This is a genomic window from Streptomyces triculaminicus (genome assembly GCF_017349075.1).
GTDB classification, from domain to species: Bacteria; Actinomycetota; Actinomycetes; order Streptomycetales; family Streptomycetaceae; genus Streptomyces; species Streptomyces triculaminicus.
Genome location: NZ_JAFMOF010000002.1, coordinates 316,474 through 331,763 on the forward strand (window position 1 = coordinate 316,474; position 15,290 = coordinate 331,763).

Below are 15,290 nucleotides of genomic sequence, written 5' to 3' on the forward strand. Positions count from 1 at the left end.
CGGCTTGACGGCCCGGCGGTATGGTCCCGTCCAGTATTTCTAGATGATCTCTTCGAAGGATTCGTGTGGAAGCCAACTTTCCCAGTACAGGGCGTCTGCCGGCTGCCTTCCTGACGCCCGGCTCCTCGTCGTTCATGGACTTCCTCGGGGTGCACCGGCCCGAGATGCTGCCGCGCAACCGGCAGCTGCCGGCGCAGGGCGTCATCGAGGCCCCGCACGGCACGACCATCGTCGCGGCCACGTTCACGGGCGGAGTGGTGCTCGCCGGTGACCGGCGGGCCACCATGGGCAACGTGATCGCGCAGCGCGACATCGAGAAGGTCTTCCCCGCCGACGAGTACTCCGCGGTGGGCATCGCCGGCACGGCCGGGCTGGCCGTGGAGATGGTCAAGCTCTTCCAGCTGGAGCTGGAGCACTTCGAGAAGGTCGAGGGGGTCTCGCTCTCGCTGGAGGGCAAGGCGAACCGCCTGTCGACGATGATCCGCAGCAACCTCGGCATGGCGATGCAGGGGCTGGCCGTGGTGCCGCTGTTCGCCGGCTGGGACGTGGACCGCCAGAAGGGCCGCATCTTCTCCTACGACGTGACCGGCGGGCGCTCCGAGGAGCACGGCTACGCGGCGACGGGCTCCGGTTCGCTGTTCGCGCGCGGTGCGCTGAAGAAGCTCTTCCGGGAGAACCTGACGGAAGAGCAGGCCGCCACGCTCGTCGTGCAGGCGCTCTACGACGCCGCCGACGACGACTCGGCGACCGGCGGACCCGACCTCGCGCGCCGCATCTACCCCATCGTCACCGTCATCACCGACGAGGGCTTCCGCAAGCTCACCGACGCGGAGGCCGCCGAGGTGGTCCGCGCCATTCACGAGCGGCGGCTCGAGGAGCCCGACGGCCCGCGGGCCGGGCTCCTGTGACGCCTTCGACACTGACGGAATCCCACACGAGAAGGGACGGATAACGGTGTCGACGCCGTTCTATGTCTCACCCCAGCAAGCCATGGCCGACCGCGCCGAATACGCCCGCAAGGGCATCGCGCGCGGCCGCAGCGTCGTGGTCCTCCAGTACAACGACGGCGTCCTCTTCGTCGCCGAGAACCCCTCCCGCGCGCTGCACAAGGTGAGCGAGATCTACGACCGGATCGCCTTCGCGGCGGTCGGGAAGTACAACGAGTTCGAGAACCTGCGCATCGGCGGCGTGCGCTACGCGGACCTGCGCGGCTACACCTACGACCGGGACGACGTCACGGCCCGCGGCCTGGCCAACGTCTACGCCCAGACGCTGGGCACGATCTTCTCCAGCGCGGGCGAGAAGCCGTACGAGGTCGAGCTGATCGTCGCCGAGGTCGGGGCCGGCCCCGAGGACGACCAGATCTACCGCCTGCCGCACGACGGCTCCATCGTGGACGAGCACGGCTCGGTCGCCGTCGGCGGCAACGCCGACCAGATCAGCACCTACCTCGACCAGCGGCACCGCGACGGCATGACGCTCGCCGAGGCGCTCAAGCTCGCCCGGGCCTCCCTCGCCCGCGACACCAACGGCACCGAACGCACGCTGACCCCCGAGCAGCTGGAGGTCGCCGTCCTGGACCGGACGCGGCCGCAGCAGCGGAAGTTCAAGCGGCTGCTGGGCCGGCAGCTGTCGCTGCTGCTGGAGGAGGGCTCCGGCGCCACGTCCGTCGCGGACGTGGCCGACGAGTCCGGCGAGGACGCCGGCTCGCAGGGCTGATCCGCCCTACCCCACCGACGCCTCACGCCGCGCGCCCCGCCGGGTCTCCCGCCCGCCGGGGCGCGCGGCGTCGTACGGCCCGCTGGTCCCCCGGGTGACCAGCTCCACCGGCACGGTCGTGGTCGTCGCGGGCTCCCCGTCGAGCACGGCCACCAGGGCCCGCATCCCCGCCGCGCCCACGGCCTCGGCGGGCAGGCGGACGGTGGTCAGCTCCGGCTCGACGGCGGTCGCGAGCGAGAGATCGTCGAAGCCGGTCACCGACACGTCTTCCGGCACCCGCAGGCCCAGCCGCCGGGCGGCCTTGCAGGCGCCCGCCGCCAGGACGTCGTCGTCGCAGATCAGGGCGGTCGGGCGGGGTCCGGGCCCGGTCAGTGCCCGCTCGGCCGCGCGCAGGCCGGCGGCCACGGTCAGGGCGGCCGGCTCGGTGCGTACCACCGCCGCGCCCGCCGTGGCCCCGACGGCGTCGGCCAGGGCCCGGGCGCGGACCCGGAAGGTCCAGGAGTCGACGTCGGCCGCGAGGTGCGCGACGTGCCGGTGGCCCAGGGCCAGCAGATGCTCCGTCACCTGGCGCATGCCGTCGGCGATGTCGAGGTTGACGGTCGCCACGGCCTCCGTGCGGTCGGGGTCGCTGTCCAGCATGACCAGGGGCAGGCCGCCCTCGCGCAGGTCACTCAGGGCGTCCGCCGCCATGGAGGAGGCGATCACGCCGTCGAGGGTCGCCCGGGCCGAGGCGAAGGGGTCGCGGGCCGGGCCGGTGCCCTCGGGCGAGGGGTAGAGGACCACGCCGACGCCGTGCTCGGCGGCGACGCGGGCGGCGCCGGTGTAGACGCCGGCGAAGAACTCGTTGGTGAGGGCGGGGACGACCAGCAGCGCGGTGCGGGTGCGGCCCAGGCGCAGGTTCCGGGCGGCGAGGTTGGGGCGGTAGCCCAGCTCGCGGGCGGCGGCGCGCACGGACTCGGCGGTGGGCTCCGAGACCCGGCCCCGCCACTTGCCGCCCATCACCAGGGAGACCGTGGCCTGGGAGACGCCCGCGGCGCGCGCCACGTCCCGGCTGGTGGCCCGGGCGGCAGCGGCGTGCCTGCCCCGGACGGTCGGCCAGCGCGTCCCGGCGCCCGTGTCGTCCCCGCCCCCGCGCTTGTCCTCGGCCACCGCCGCGACACCCCTCTCCGCTGCCTGCAGTACCGCGCGGGTGGACCCGCGGGCTGCCGTCATGGTACGTATAACGGCGCTAGTTATACGTAAAACCGGGATGGCTCGGTCATAAGACTACCGGGCCTGTCAAAAACAGACCGGTTTCAGGAGAGGCGGACCATGGCGGCGGCGGGCGGCGGATACGTCGAGATGCTCAGAACGCGGCACGCGGCGCGACTGCTCACCGGCACCCTGGTGGGGCGGCTGCCCAACGCCACGGCCGCGCTGGCGATCGTGCTCTTCGTGCGCGCCGAGGGCGGCAGCTTCACCCTCGCCGGAGCGCTCTCCGCGGTCTACGGAGTGGCCAACGCCGTCGGCCAGCCGCTGCTCGGCCGGGCCGTCGACCTCTACGGCCAGCCCCGCGTCATCCTGCCCTCGGCCCTGATGACCGCGCTGGGCATGGCCTGCTTCACCGTCGTGGGCCTCGACCCGCTGCCGCTGTCCTACCTGGCCATGATCGTGGCCGGCTTCTTCGCGCCGCCGCTCGAGGGCGGCCTGCGGGCCCTGTGGCCGTCGGTGCTCAAGAACGAGGACGACCTCCACGCCGCGTACTCCCTGGACGCGATCGCGCAGGAGCTGATCTACGTGGTCGGCCCGCTGATCGTCACCCGGATCGTGGCGATCTGGTCCGAGGCCGCCGCGCTGAACGCCCTCCACCTGATGGGCGTCGTCGGCGCCCTCGCGGTGGTCACCTCGCCGCCCTCCCGGAAGTGGCGCAGCGAGCCCCGCGAGGCCCACTGGCTCGGCGCGCTGCGCTCGCGCGGGTTGCTGGTGCTGCTGGGCGCCTTCTTCTTCATCGGCTCGGCGCTGGGCTCCATAGCCGTGGCCGCGGTGGCCTACGGCGACGCCCACGGCGGCGGCAACATCGCCGGCTGGCTGCTGTCGGCCCTGGGCGTCGGCGCCCTGATCGGCGGCTCCGTGCACGGGGCCCGGCAGTGGCCCGGCAGCCCCGAGCAGCGCCTGCGGGTGCTCGTGGGCGGGCTGGCCCTGCTCTACGTGCCGCTGGTGCTGACGCCCGGCGTGGTGGCCATGACGGTCCTGGCCGGCGTGGCGGGACTCTTCCTCGCGCCCTGCCTGGCCACCGCCTTCGTGGTCGTGGACCGGCACGCGCCGCGCGGCACGGTGACCGAGGCGTTCTCCTGGCTGGTGACCTCCTTCGGCGTCGGCGCGGCCATCGGGACGGCCTTCGTGGGGCCGGCGGTCCAGTCCGGCGGCGCCCGGGCGGGCTTCCTGGTGGCGGTCGGCGGCGGGGCCGCGGCCCTGCTCGTCATGGTGCTGGCCCGGCGCTCTCTGCGGGCCCCCTCGGTCCCCTCGCCCGTGGTGGCCCGGTCGGAAAATGATCGAAGCGGTGCTGTCGAACCCGGTTTCAGCGCAGGGCATCAGGCGTAGTGTTCAGGCATGGACCGCCGCATTTTCGGGCTGGAGAACGAGTACGGCGTCACGTGCACCTTCAGGGGACAGCGCCGGCTGTCCCCTGACGAAGTGGCGCGGTACCTCTTCCGCCGTGTCGTTTCCTGGGGCCGCAGCAGCAATGTCTTCCTGCGCAACGGCGCTCGCCTCTACCTCGACGTGGGTTCGCACCCGGAGTACGCAACTCCGGAGTGCGACAGCGTGACCGAGCTGGTCACCCACGACAAGGCGGGGGAGCGCATCCTCGAGGGCCTCCTCGTCGACGCCGAGAGGCGTCTGCACGAGGAGGGCATCGCGGGCGACGTCTACCTCTTCAAGAACAACACCGACTCCGCCGGGAACTCCTACGGCTGCCACGAGAACTACCTCGTCGCGCGGCACGGGGAGTTCTCGCGTCTCGCGGACATCCTCATCCCCTTCCTGGTCACCCGGCAGCTGATCTGCGGTGCCGGGAAGGTCCTGCAGACCCCTCGCGGCGCGGTCTACTGCGTCAGCCAGCGGGCCGAGCACATCTGGGAGGGCGTCAGCTCCGCCACCACCCGCTCGCGCCCCATCATCAACACCCGGGACGAGCCGCACGCCGACGCCGAGCGCTACCGCCGGCTCCACGTCATCGTCGGCGACTCCAACATGTCCGAGACCACGATGCTGCTCAAGGTCGGCGCCACCGACCTCGTGCTGCGCATGATCGAGGCAGGCACGGTGATGCGCGACCTCACCCTGGAGAACCCCATCCGGGCCATCCGCGAGGTCAGCCATGACATCACCGGCAGACGCAAGGTGCGGCTGGCCAGCGGCCGGGAGGCCTCCGCCCTGGAGGTCCAGCAGGAGTACTACGAGAAGGCCGTGGACTTCTGCGAGCGCCGTGGCATCCGCACGGGCACCGTGGAGCGGGTGCTCGAGCTGTGGGGCCGCGCCCTGGAGGCGATCCGGGACGAGCAGCTGGACCGCATCTCCACCGAGATCGACTGGGTGATGAAGCACCAGCTCATCGAGCGCTACCGCACCAAGAACAACATCACCATGTCGCACCCGAGGATCGCCCAGATAGACCTCGCCTACCACGACATCCACCGCCGCCGGGGCCTGTACTACCTCCTGGAGCGGCGGGGGCAGGCCGCCCGGGTGTGCGACGACCTCAAGATCTTCGAGGCCAAGTCGGTACCCCCGCAGACCACTCGCGCCCGGCTGCGCGGCGACTTCATCCGCCGGGCCCAGGAGCAGCGCCGGGACTTCACCGTCGACTGGGTCCACCTCAAGCTCAACGACCAGGCGCAGCGCACGGTGTTGTGCAAGGACCCGTTCCGGTCGGTGGACGACCGGGTGGAGAAGCTCATCGCCGGAATGTGACGGCGGGGGCGGCGAAGGCCGCAAAAGGCACGCGTGTGCGCCGGGTTCACCGTACCCGGCGCACAACCGTGTCGGACGGGGTTGATCGGCGCGATACAGGCCGTAGAGTGACGGGCACTGCCCAGCCGACCCCTATAGCCCGAGTTGGACTTGATGAACCACACGAAGAACGCGCGTCGCCTCGCCGCGGCGTTGGCCGTGCCCGTCCTGCTGCTGACCGCCTCGGCGTGCGGGTCCGACGACGGCGGCTCGTCCGACGCCAAGGTGACGGTGGAGGGGAAGTTCGGCGAGAAGCCCGAGATCTCCGTGCCGAAGGACACCAAGCCGGCGGACAAGCTCGTCGTCAAGACCCTGACGGAGGGGACGGGCGCGAAGGCCGAGAAGGGCTCGTTCGTCCGGCTCGACTTCGCCGGGCAGACGATGAAGGACAACAAGCCGCTGGGCGGTACCTGGGCGACCCAGGACAAGTCGGGCAGCAAGGGTCCGCGCCGTCAGATGGTCCAGCAGCTCGGTCAGCCCAGCCAGGAGATGCCCGCCAAGGTGCTGGACGCCGTGATCGGCCAGAAGGCCGGCTCCCGCATCGAGGTCGAGGGCACGGCGAAGGCGCTGATCGGCGACCAGCTCAACCCGCAGGCGGGCGTCAAGCCCGAGGACGGCCTGGTGTGGGTCATCGACATCGTCGGCGCCCAGAAGGTCGACCCCAAGGCCGAGGTCAAGGGTGAGCAGGCCAAGCCGGAGGAGGGCATGCCGGAGGTCAAGGCCAACGCCCAGAAGGCCGCGGACATCACCATTCCCAAGGACACCAAGCCGCCGACGGATCTCAAGGACCAGGTCCTGATCAAGGGCAGCGGCCCGGAGATCAAGGCCGGCGACGGTCTGATCGCCCAGTACACGGGTGTGAAGTGGGAGGACGGCAAGAAGTTCGACTCCTCCTGGGACCACTCCGGGGCCACCGCGTTCCAGATCGGCACCGGCTCGGTCGTCCAGGGCTGGGACAAGGGCCTGGTCGGCAAGCACGTGGGGGACCGGGTGGAGCTGGTGATCCCGCCGAAGTTCGGTTACGGGGGCCAGCCGGGCAGCGAGCTGGACAAGAACACCCTGGTCTTCGTCGTGGACATCGTGGGCAAGGTCTGATCCGCTGATCGGGATCTGCCAGAATTGCACGGTTGTCCACAGGATTGATTCGTAGGAGCACGTTCGTGAACATCGAGAAGCCCGAGATCGACTTCCCCGAAGGCCCCGTTCCGACCGATCTCGAGATCACCGAGATCTGGGAGGGCGACGGCCCCGTGGCCAAGGCCGGCGACTTCGTCAAGGTCCACTACGTGGGCGTGGCCTTCTCCACCGGTGAGGAGTTCGACGCGAGCTGGAACCGCGGCAACCCGCTGGAGTTCAAGCTCGGCGCCGGCCAGGTCATCCAGGGCTGGGACCAGGGCATCCAGGGCATGAAGGTCGGTGGCCGCCGCAAGCTGGTCATCCCCGCCCACCTCGCCTACGGCGAGCGTGGCGCCGGCGGCGGTGTCATCGCCCCGGGCGAGACGCTGATCTTCGTTTGTGACCTGATGGGCGTCTGAGACACCCCGAACGAAGGCCGAGGGCCCGTGCCAGCCTGGCGCGGGCCCTCGGCTTTTGTCGTACGAGCCGTGAGCGGTACGGTCAACGGTTGAGAGCACAAGTAGAGAGGGCGTCGATGGCGATTGCCAAGGCCGAGCGGCTGATGAACCTGGCGTTGTGCCTGCTGGGCACGCGCCGCCCGCTCAGCAAGGGGGAGTTGCGGGCTTCGATCGAGGCGTATATCGAAGCGGCCCCGGTCGGCGAGTCCGGGAACGACGACGCCTTCAACCGGATGTTCGAGCGTGACAAGGACGACCTCCGCGAGCTCGGCCTGATCATCGAGACCGTCGAGGGCCTCGACGGCGAGACCGGCTACCAGGCCCGCCGCGACAGCAACCGCCTCCCCGCGATCACCCTCGACGTCGAGGAGGCCGCCGCCCTGGGGCTGGCCGCCAAGGTCTGGCAGCAGGCCCGGCTGGCCGGCGCGGCCAGCGGCGCGCTGCAGAAGCTGCGGGCCGCCGGGATGCCGCTGGCCGAGGACGGCTCCCTCAGCGTCCTCGAGACCCGCATCCCCGCGCACGAGGCCGCCTTCGAGCCCCTGATGCTGGCCGCCCGCGACCGCCGCCCCGTGGTCTTCGACTACCGCAAGGCCAACGCGGTCCACCCCGAGCAGCGCCGCGTCGAGCCCTGGGCCCTGGAGTTCTGCCGCGGCCACTGGTACCTGGCCGGCTGGGACCGCGACCGCCAGGCCGAGCGCGTCTTCCGCCTCTCCCGCATCACCGGCAAGGTCCGCTCCCGGTCCCTGCCCTTCACCGCGCCCGTGCCCGACCACGTCACGGTCCGCACGACCGTGGAGAGCTGGGCGGGGGAGACGGCCACCGGCACGGCCCGGATCAAGGTGCGGGCGGGCCACGGCTACCCGCTGCGGGCCCGCGCCGGCGTCACCCGCGACCTCGGCGACGGCTGGGACGAGCTGGAGATCCCCTCCGGGCACGGGCTGGACGCCTGGCTGGTGGAGTTCGGACCCGACGTGATCGTGCTGGAACCCGCCGAACTGCGGGCCGATGTGATCGACCGGCTGCGTGCCGTGGCCAAGGGCTGAGAGGAACGGGAGCGACTTCTGATGGCAGCCAACGCCATTGACCAGACCCGGCGGATGCTGTCGCTGGTCACCTACCTGCGCGAACGGCCCGGTGCCCGGGTCGCCGACGTCGCCCGCGCCTTCGGCATCACCGAGGACGAGCTGATCGGCGACCTCGACGTGCTGCCCATGTGCGGCACCAGCTTCCGCGGCGGCGACCTGCTCGACATCGACACCGACGGCGACCGCATCTGGTGGCACAACCCCGACGCCTCCGGCACCAGCACCGGCGAACCGCTGCGCCTGGCCGCCGACGAGGCCACCGCGCTGCTGGTCGCGGCCCGGGCCGTGGCCACCCTGCCCGGCCTGCGCGAGAGCGACCGGCAGGCGCTGCTGCGCGCCACCGCCAAGATCGAGGCCGCGGCCGGCGAGGCGGCGGGCGCCAGCTCCCGGTTGTCGGTCCGCTTCGAGTCCGAGGGCGGGGTCTTCGCCGACGTCGACCGGGCGATCTCCGAGCGCCGCCGCGTCTGGCTGCGCTACTACTCGCCCGCGCGCGACGAGCTCACCGAGCGCGAGGTCGACCCGATCCGGCTGTTCGCCGTGGGCCACACCTATATGGAGGCGTGGTGCCGGCTGTCCGAGGCGCGGCGCACCTTCCGCCTCGACCGGGTGGCCGAAATCCGGCTGCTCGACGAGCCCTCCGACCCCCCGCCGGTCGAGCTGCGCGACCTGTCCGAGGGCCTGGTCCAGCCCGCCGCCGAGGACCCCGAGGTGGTCATCGAGGTCGGCCCCGGCGGCCGCTGGGTCGCCGAGTACTACCCCCACGACAGCGCCGAGGAGCTGCCCGAGGGCGGCCTGCGGATCACGCTGCGCACCCCCGACCCCGCCTCGCTGCGCCGCCTGGCGCTGCGGCTGGGCCGGGACGGGCGGATCGTCTCCCCGCCCGAGCTGTCCGGCAGCGCGCGGGAGGCGGCACGCGAGGCCCTTGCGGCGTACGGCGAGTGAAGGGGAACGTGAGGGTGGACGGCGCAGGGGACGTCATGGACGCGAGGACGTCGGTGGCCGCGGTCTTCAAGGCCGCGTGCCCCGACTGCCGGGGCAGCTTCGAGCTGGCGGCCGGCGCGCTGCGGCTGGCGATCGGCGCCAGCGACCGCACCACCTTCTACTCCTTCACCTGCCCCGACTGCGGCTCCGCGGTCCGCAAGCCGGCCGGCGAGCGGATCGTCGAGCTGCTCACCGACGGCGGCGTGCGCACCCTGCGGCTGCACATCACCGCCTGACCCCACCGCCCCACCCCACCTCGTCCGACCAGCGAGATCCGGCCAAGTGTTCCCCCGGCCGGTCCTCGCCCCCCGATAGGCTCGTCCCCATGTTCTGGCCCATGCTCGCCATCGCCCTCGGCTTCTGCGGCATCGCCGTCCTCGCGGTCCTCGCCGCGCGCGTCTTCGCCGAGGTGCGGCGGCTCTCCCGGCAGGTCTCGGAGGCCTCGCACCGGATCACCCGGGCGGCCGAGGACCTGGAGCGGGCCGCGTCCCCGCTGGCGGCACAGACCGCCCGTACGCTGCGCGAAGGCCGCTGAACGCCGCATACGGGGGCTCTCCTGCGGTTTCGGGGCGGACGGTACGCTGGTCGAGGTGGCCCTGTTGACGAGGCGGAGGGTCGCGACTGGGAGTATGCACAGGGATTGCCGAGCGTTTACCCCTGCGCGTTACGATCGCTGCCGTACGGCTGATGGACATATGTCCGGTCAGCCGGCCGGTCCCACACCCATCCCGCTTCGGTGAGAAGGTAAACCCTTATGTTCGGACGGCTCGGAGCCCCGGAGCTCATCCTCATCGTCGTCGTTCTCTTCCTGCTGTTCGGTGCGAAGAAGCTTCCGGACATGGCGCGCTCCCTCGGCAAGTCCGCCCGCATCCTCAAGAGCGAGGCGAAGGCCATGAAGTCCGAGGGCCAGGACACCGCCGCCGCCCCGGCCGACCCGCCCGCCGCCGAGCAGGCCCCTCGTACGATCAAGGCCGCGCCCGGCGACGTGACCTCCCGCCCGGTCGGCGAGCCGAGCGACCGTACGACCCAGCGCTGACCCCCGGACAGACCTCAGACGGCCGCCGTGTTCGGGCGACCGTCTGCCGCACGAGAATAGGGACGTGGGTTGCCGAAGTCCGCCCGCAAGAAGGAGAAGGACCCCGAGGGGCGGATGCCGCTCGCGGAGCACCTGCGTGAGCTGCGCAACCGGCTGGCGAAGTCCGTCCTCGCCGTCGTGCTCGTCGCCGTGGTGGCGGCCTTCTCCTACAAGGACATCATCGAGGTCTTCAAGCACCCGATCCAGGAAGCGATCGGCTGCAAGATCTCCTTCGCGGAGCTCGCGAACAAGGACAGCCGCCAGCAGTGCGCCAACATCACCATGTCCGGCCTGGTCGGACCGTTCACCCTGATGGTGAAGGTCTCGCTGGTCTCCGGCCTGGTGCTGGCGAGCCCGGTGTGGCTCTACCAGCTGTGGGCGTTCCTCGCGCCGGGGCTGCACAAGACCGAGAAGAAGTACGCCCTGGGCTTCGTCGCCGCGGGCGTGCCGCTCTTCGCGGCGGGCGGGTTCTTCGCCTACAAGGTCCTGCCCTCCGCGGCCAAGGTCCTCATCGAGTTCACCCCGGGCGGCGTCGACAACCTGCTGCCGCTCGATGAGCTCATCGACCTCGTCACCCGCCTCGTGGTCGTCTTCGGCCTCTCCTTCGAGCTGCCGCTGCTGCTGATGATGCTCAACTTCGGCGGAGTGCTCACCGGCCGCCGCATGCTGGGCTGGTGGCGCGGCATGATCATGGGCGTCACGATCTTCTCCGCCGTGGCCACCCCGACCGTCGACCCGTTCTCGATGTTCCTGCTGGCCGGCCCGATCATCGTGCTGTACTTCATCGCGGTGGGCATCGCGCTGCTGAACGACAAGCGCAAGCGCGAGGCCAACCCCGACCAGCTGCTCTCCGACGACGAGGCCGCCCCGCTCGACCTCACCCCGCAGCCCATCGGCGACTCCGAGCCGCTGCCCCCGCTGACCGAGCAGTCCGCCGGCCACAGTAAGGGCTACGACGACGTGACGTGACCGGGCGCGCCCGACGCACCCGGACCCGACCCGCGAAGGGGCGGCCGCTGATCCCAGCGGCCGCCCCTTCGTCGTACCCCGCCCCTGCCGACCGGTAGTGTCCCCGGGTGACCAGCGACATCACGTTATTCGTCAACCCCACGGCCGGCCGGGGCCGCGGCGCCCGGGCGGCCGCGCCCGCCGCCCGCGTGCTGCGGGACGCCGGATTCCACGTCCGTACGGTCGTGGGCGCCGACGGCCCGGACGCGCTGCGGCGCGCCCGCGAGGCCGTCGCGGGAGGCACCGGGGCGCTCATAGCCGTCGGCGGCGACGGCATGACCTCGCTGGCCCTGAACGCCGTCGCCGGCACCCCCACCCCCCTCGGCGTGGTGGCCGTCGGCACCGGCAACGACTTCGCCCGCGCCGCCGGACTGCCCGTCCGCGACCCCGTCGCCGCCGCCACGGTGGTCGCCGCCTCCCTCAAGGGCGACGGCGGCCGGGCCGTCGACCTCGGCAGGGTCGGGGAGCGGTGGTTCGGCACCGTCCTCGCCTCCGGCTTCGACTCACGGGTCAACGACCGCGGCAACCGCATGCGCTTCCCCACCGGGCGACTGCGCTACGACGCGGCCCTGCTCGCCGAGCTGGCCGCGCTGCGCCCCATCCCCTACCGGCTGCGCCTCGACGACGGCCCCGAGCAGCACATCCGGGCCACCCTCGTCGCGGTCGGCAACGGACGCTCCTACGGCGGCGGCATGCGCATCTGCGCGGGCGCCCGCCTCGACGACGGCCTCTTCGACGTCACCGTCGTCGGCCCCTGCCGCCGCTCCACCCTGCTCACCGTCTTCCCGAAGGTCTACCGCGGCACCCACCTGAGCCACCCCACGGTGACCACCCACCGGGCCGCGAAGGTGACCCTGGAGGCGGACGGCGTCACCGGCTACGCCGACGGGGAACCCCTCGGCCCGCTGCCGCTCACCGCCGAGACCGTGCCCGCCGCCGTGCGGCTCCTGGGAGCTCGATAAAGATCGGGTGGCTGTCGGAGGTCCCCGGTAGGCTCGTAGACAAGATGACCGACGACATGTCCCCTGCTGAGCGCTACGCCCTGGCACGGCAGCGCGCCGCGGAGCAGGCCACCGCGCTCGCCCCCTTCCGCGAGATGTACGAATTCGAGCTTGACCCCTTCCAGATAGAGGCCTGCAAGGCCCTGGAAGCCGGGAAGGGAGTGCTGGTCGCGGCACCGACCGGCTCCGGAAAGACCATCGTGGGCGAGTTCGCCGTCCACCTGGCCCTCACCCAGGGCCGCAAGTGCTTCTACACCACGCCGATCAAGGCCCTGTCCAACCAGAAGTACAACGACCTGGTCCGGCGCTACGGCGCCGCCAAGGTCGGCCTCCTGACCGGCGACAACAGCGTCAACGCCGACGCCCCCGTGCTGGTGATGACCACCGAGGTCCTGCGCAACATGCTCTACGCGGGCTCGCAGGCGCTCATAGGCCTCGGCCACGTGGTCATGGACGAGGTGCACTACCTCTCCGACCGCTTCCGCGGCGCTGTCTGGGAAGAGGTGATCATCCACCTCCCCGAGTCGGTGACGCTGGTCTCCCTGTCGGCCACCGTCTCCAACGCCGAGGAGTTCGGCGACTGGCTGGACACCGTCCGCGGCGACACCGAGGTGATCGTCGCCGAGGAGCGCCCCGTCCCGCTGTGGCAGCACGTGCTGGCCGGCCGGCGGATGTACGACCTCTTCGAGGAGGAGACCGACCACGGCGGCCGCGGCGCCGCCCGCCGCGAGGTCAACCCCGACCTGCTGCGCATGGCCCGCATGGAGAACAGCCGCGTCTACAACCCCCGCGAGCGCCGCCGCGGCAAGATGGTGCGCGAGGCCGACCGCGAGCGCGAGCGCCGCCAGCGCAGCCGGATCTGGACCCCCGGCCGCCCCGAGGTCATCGAGCGCCTGGACGCCGAGGGCCTGCTGCCCGCCATCACCTTCATCTTCAGCCGCGCCGGCTGCGAGGCCGCCGTCCAGCAGTGCCTCTACGCCGGCCTGCGGCTCAACGACGACGCGGCCCGCGCCCGGGTCCGCGAGATCGTCGAGGAGCGCTGCGCCCCCATCCCCGACGAGGACCTGCACGTCCTGGGCTACTTCGAATGGCTCGAGGGGCTCGAGCGGGGCATCGCCGCCCACCACGCGGGCATGCTGCCGACCTTCAAGGAGGTCGTCGAGGAGCTCTTCGTCAAGGGCCTGGTCAAGGCCGTCTTCGCCACCGAGACCCTGGCCCTGGGCATCAACATGCCCGCCCGCACCGTGGTCCTGGAGAAGCTCGTCAAGTGGAACGGCGAGCAGCACGCCGACATCACCCCCGGCGAGTACACCCAGCTCACCGGCCGCGCCGGCCGCCGCGGCATCGACGTCGAGGGCCACGCGGTGGTCCTGTGGCAGCGCGCCATGGACCCCGCCGCGCTGGCCGGCCTGGCCGGCACGCGCACGTACCCGCTGCGCTCCAGCTTCAAGCCGTCGTACAACATGGCGGTCAACCTGGTCTCGCAGTTCGGCCGGCACCGCTCGCGCGAGCTGCTGGAGACCTCCTTCGCCCAGTTCCAGGCGGACAAGTCGGTCGTCGGCATCTCGCGTCAGGTGCAGAAGAACGAGGAGGGCCTCGCCGGGTACCGCGAGGCCATCGAGTGCCACCTCGGCGACTTCGAGGAGTACGCCCGCCTGCGCCGCGACCTGAAGGACCGTGAGACCGAGCTGGCCAAGCAGGGCGCGGTCCAGCGGCGGGCCGCCGCGTCCGCCGCGCTGGAGCGGCTCAAGCCGGGCGACGTCATCCACGTCCCCACCGGCAAGTACGCGGGCCTCGCGCTCGTGCTCGACCCGGGCGTGGCCCCCGCCCGCACCGACCGCCACCGCGGCTACGACCACCACGAGGGCCCGCGCCCGCTCGTCCTGACCGCCGAGCGGCAGGTCAAGCGGCTCGCCTCGATCGACTTCCCGGTGCCGGTCGAGCCGCTGGAGCGGATGCGCATCCCCAGGTCCTTCAACCCGCGCAGCCCGCAGTCCCGCCGCGACCTCGCCTCCGCGCTGCGCACCAAGGCCGGCCACCTCGACCCCGGCCGGCAGCGCAGGTCCCGCGGCGCGGCCGCCGACGACACCGAGATCGCCCGGCTGCGCACCGCCCTCCGCGCGCACCCCTGCCACGGCTGCGACGAGCGCGAGGACCACGCCCGCTGGGCCGAGCGCTACCACCGCCTGCAGCGCGACACCCGGCAGCTCGAGCGGCGCATCGAGGGCCGGACGAACACCATCGCCCGGACCTTCGACCGCATCTGCGCGCTGCTGACCGAGCTGGGCTATCTCCACGGCGACGAGGTCACGGAGAACGGCCGCCGCCTGGCCCGGCTCTACGGCGAGCTGGACCTGCTGGCCTCCGAGTGCCTGCGCGACGGCGTCTGGGACGGCCTGAAGCCGGCCGAGCTCGCGGCGTGCGCCTCGGCGCTGGTCTACGAGGCCCGCGCCGCCGACGACGCGGCCCCGCCGAAGCTGCCCTCGGGCGCGGCGCAGGACGCCCTCGGCGAGATGGTCCGCATCTGGGGCCGGCTCGACGCCCTGGAGGAGCAGCACAAGATCAACCAGACGGAGGGCGTCGGCCAGCGCGAGCCGGACCTCGGCTTCGCCTGGCCCGCCTACCGCTGGGCCCTGGGCCACGGCCTGGACGAGGTGCTGCGGGAGATCGACATGCCGGCCGGCGACTTCGTGCGCTGGACGAAGCAGCTGATCGACGTCCTCGGCCAGATCGCGGCGGCGGCCCCGCCCGGCAGCCCGGTCGCGCGCAACGCGCGCAAGGCCGTCGAAGGACTGCTGCGCGGCGTCGTGGCGTACTCGTCGGTGGGCTGATCCCCCCCCGGGACGGGCCGGTTCCC

General features: G+C 72.1%; 15 protein-coding genes. 14 read left to right on the forward strand and 1 reads right to left on the reverse strand.

The features are described 5' to 3' along the window. Positions 1 to 65 precede the first annotated feature (65 nt). Together prcB and prcA are read left to right on the forward strand one after the other, a co-directional pair. Positions 66 to 908, forward strand: a complete 843-nt coding sequence (gene prcB / locus J1792_RS11420) for a proteasome subunit beta (protein ID WP_086569170.1) — start codon at positions 66 to 68, stop codon at positions 906 to 908. A 46-nt stretch (positions 909 to 954) separates the two neighbouring features. After that, positions 955 to 1,719, forward strand: a complete 765-nt coding sequence (prcA, locus tag J1792_RS11425) for a proteasome subunit alpha (RefSeq protein ID WP_086569172.1) — start codon at positions 955 to 957, stop codon at positions 1,717 to 1,719. A 6-nt stretch (positions 1,720 to 1,725) separates the two neighbouring features. Here prcA and J1792_RS11430 read toward each other — a convergent pair whose 3' ends face one another. Then, positions 1,726 to 2,763: a LacI family DNA-binding transcriptional regulator gene (locus J1792_RS11430; RefSeq protein WP_372446124.1), complete on the reverse strand. Its 1,038-nt coding sequence runs from the start codon at positions 2,761 to 2,763 to the stop codon at positions 1,726 to 1,728. Between the two features lie 267 nt (positions 2,764 to 3,030). On the opposite strand from J1792_RS11430, the gene J1792_RS11435 reads away from it, so the two are divergent. From J1792_RS11435 to J1792_RS11490, 12 genes are all read left to right on the forward strand, one after another. Further along, positions 3,031 to 4,299 carry an MFS transporter gene (locus tag J1792_RS11435; protein ID WP_086569176.1) on the forward strand — a complete coding sequence of 423 codons (1,269 nt, stop codon included), beginning with the start codon at positions 3,031 to 3,033 and terminating at the stop codon, positions 4,297 to 4,299. Between the two features lie 9 nt (positions 4,300 to 4,308). Then, positions 4,309 to 5,670, forward strand: coding sequence for a Pup--protein ligase (gene pafA / locus J1792_RS11440; RefSeq protein ID WP_086569178.1), 1,362 nt, complete (start codon positions 4,309 to 4,311; stop codon positions 5,668 to 5,670). A gap of 153 nt (positions 5,671 to 5,823) precedes the next feature. Then, positions 5,824 to 6,804, forward strand: a complete 981-nt coding sequence (locus J1792_RS11445; RefSeq protein ID WP_086569180.1) for an FKBP-type peptidyl-prolyl cis-trans isomerase — start codon at positions 5,824 to 5,826, stop codon at positions 6,802 to 6,804. 65 nt (positions 6,805 to 6,869) lie between these two features. After that, positions 6,870 to 7,244 (forward strand): FKBP-type peptidyl-prolyl cis-trans isomerase, encoded by a 375-nt coding sequence (locus J1792_RS11450; protein ID WP_086569183.1) that lies wholly within the window; start codon positions 6,870 to 6,872, stop codon positions 7,242 to 7,244. Between the two features lie 116 nt (positions 7,245 to 7,360). Continuing rightward, positions 7,361 to 8,326, forward strand: coding sequence for a helix-turn-helix transcriptional regulator (locus J1792_RS11455; RefSeq protein ID WP_086569185.1), 966 nt, complete (start codon positions 7,361 to 7,363; stop codon positions 8,324 to 8,326). 21 nt (positions 8,327 to 8,347) lie between these two features. Continuing rightward, complete coding sequence (locus J1792_RS11460; protein WP_086569187.1) at positions 8,348 to 9,310, forward strand: helix-turn-helix transcriptional regulator; 963 nt, start codon at positions 8,348 to 8,350, stop codon at positions 9,308 to 9,310. A 35-nt stretch (positions 9,311 to 9,345) separates the two neighbouring features. After that, positions 9,346 to 9,585, forward strand: a complete 240-nt coding sequence (locus tag J1792_RS11465; protein ID WP_107431044.1) for a hypothetical protein — start codon at positions 9,346 to 9,348, stop codon at positions 9,583 to 9,585. 89 nt (positions 9,586 to 9,674) lie between these two features. After that, the gene (locus J1792_RS11470; RefSeq protein WP_086569189.1) at positions 9,675 to 9,884 is read left to right on the forward strand and encodes a hypothetical protein; all 210 of its coding nucleotides are present in this window, start codon (positions 9,675 to 9,677) and stop codon (positions 9,882 to 9,884) included. A gap of 219 nt (positions 9,885 to 10,103) precedes the next feature. Beyond that, positions 10,104 to 10,385 carry a Sec-independent protein translocase subunit TatA gene (gene tatA, locus J1792_RS11475; RefSeq protein WP_086569191.1) on the forward strand — a complete coding sequence of 94 codons (282 nt, stop codon included), beginning with the start codon at positions 10,104 to 10,106 and terminating at the stop codon, positions 10,383 to 10,385. 69 nt (positions 10,386 to 10,454) lie between these two features. Next, the gene (tatC, locus tag J1792_RS11480) at positions 10,455 to 11,393 is read left to right on the forward strand and encodes a twin-arginine translocase subunit TatC (protein WP_086569193.1); all 939 of its coding nucleotides are present in this window, start codon (positions 10,455 to 10,457) and stop codon (positions 11,391 to 11,393) included. A gap of 107 nt (positions 11,394 to 11,500) precedes the next feature. Further along, positions 11,501 to 12,394 carry a diacylglycerol kinase gene (locus J1792_RS11485; protein WP_086569195.1) on the forward strand — a complete coding sequence of 298 codons (894 nt, stop codon included), beginning with the start codon at positions 11,501 to 11,503 and terminating at the stop codon, positions 12,392 to 12,394. Positions 12,395 to 12,438: 44 nt separating this feature from the next. After that, positions 12,439 to 15,264 carry a DEAD/DEAH box helicase gene (locus J1792_RS11490; protein WP_086569197.1) on the forward strand — a complete coding sequence of 942 codons (2,826 nt, stop codon included), beginning with the start codon at positions 12,439 to 12,441 and terminating at the stop codon, positions 15,262 to 15,264. The last annotated feature ends 26 nt before the right edge of the window (positions 15,265 to 15,290 follow it).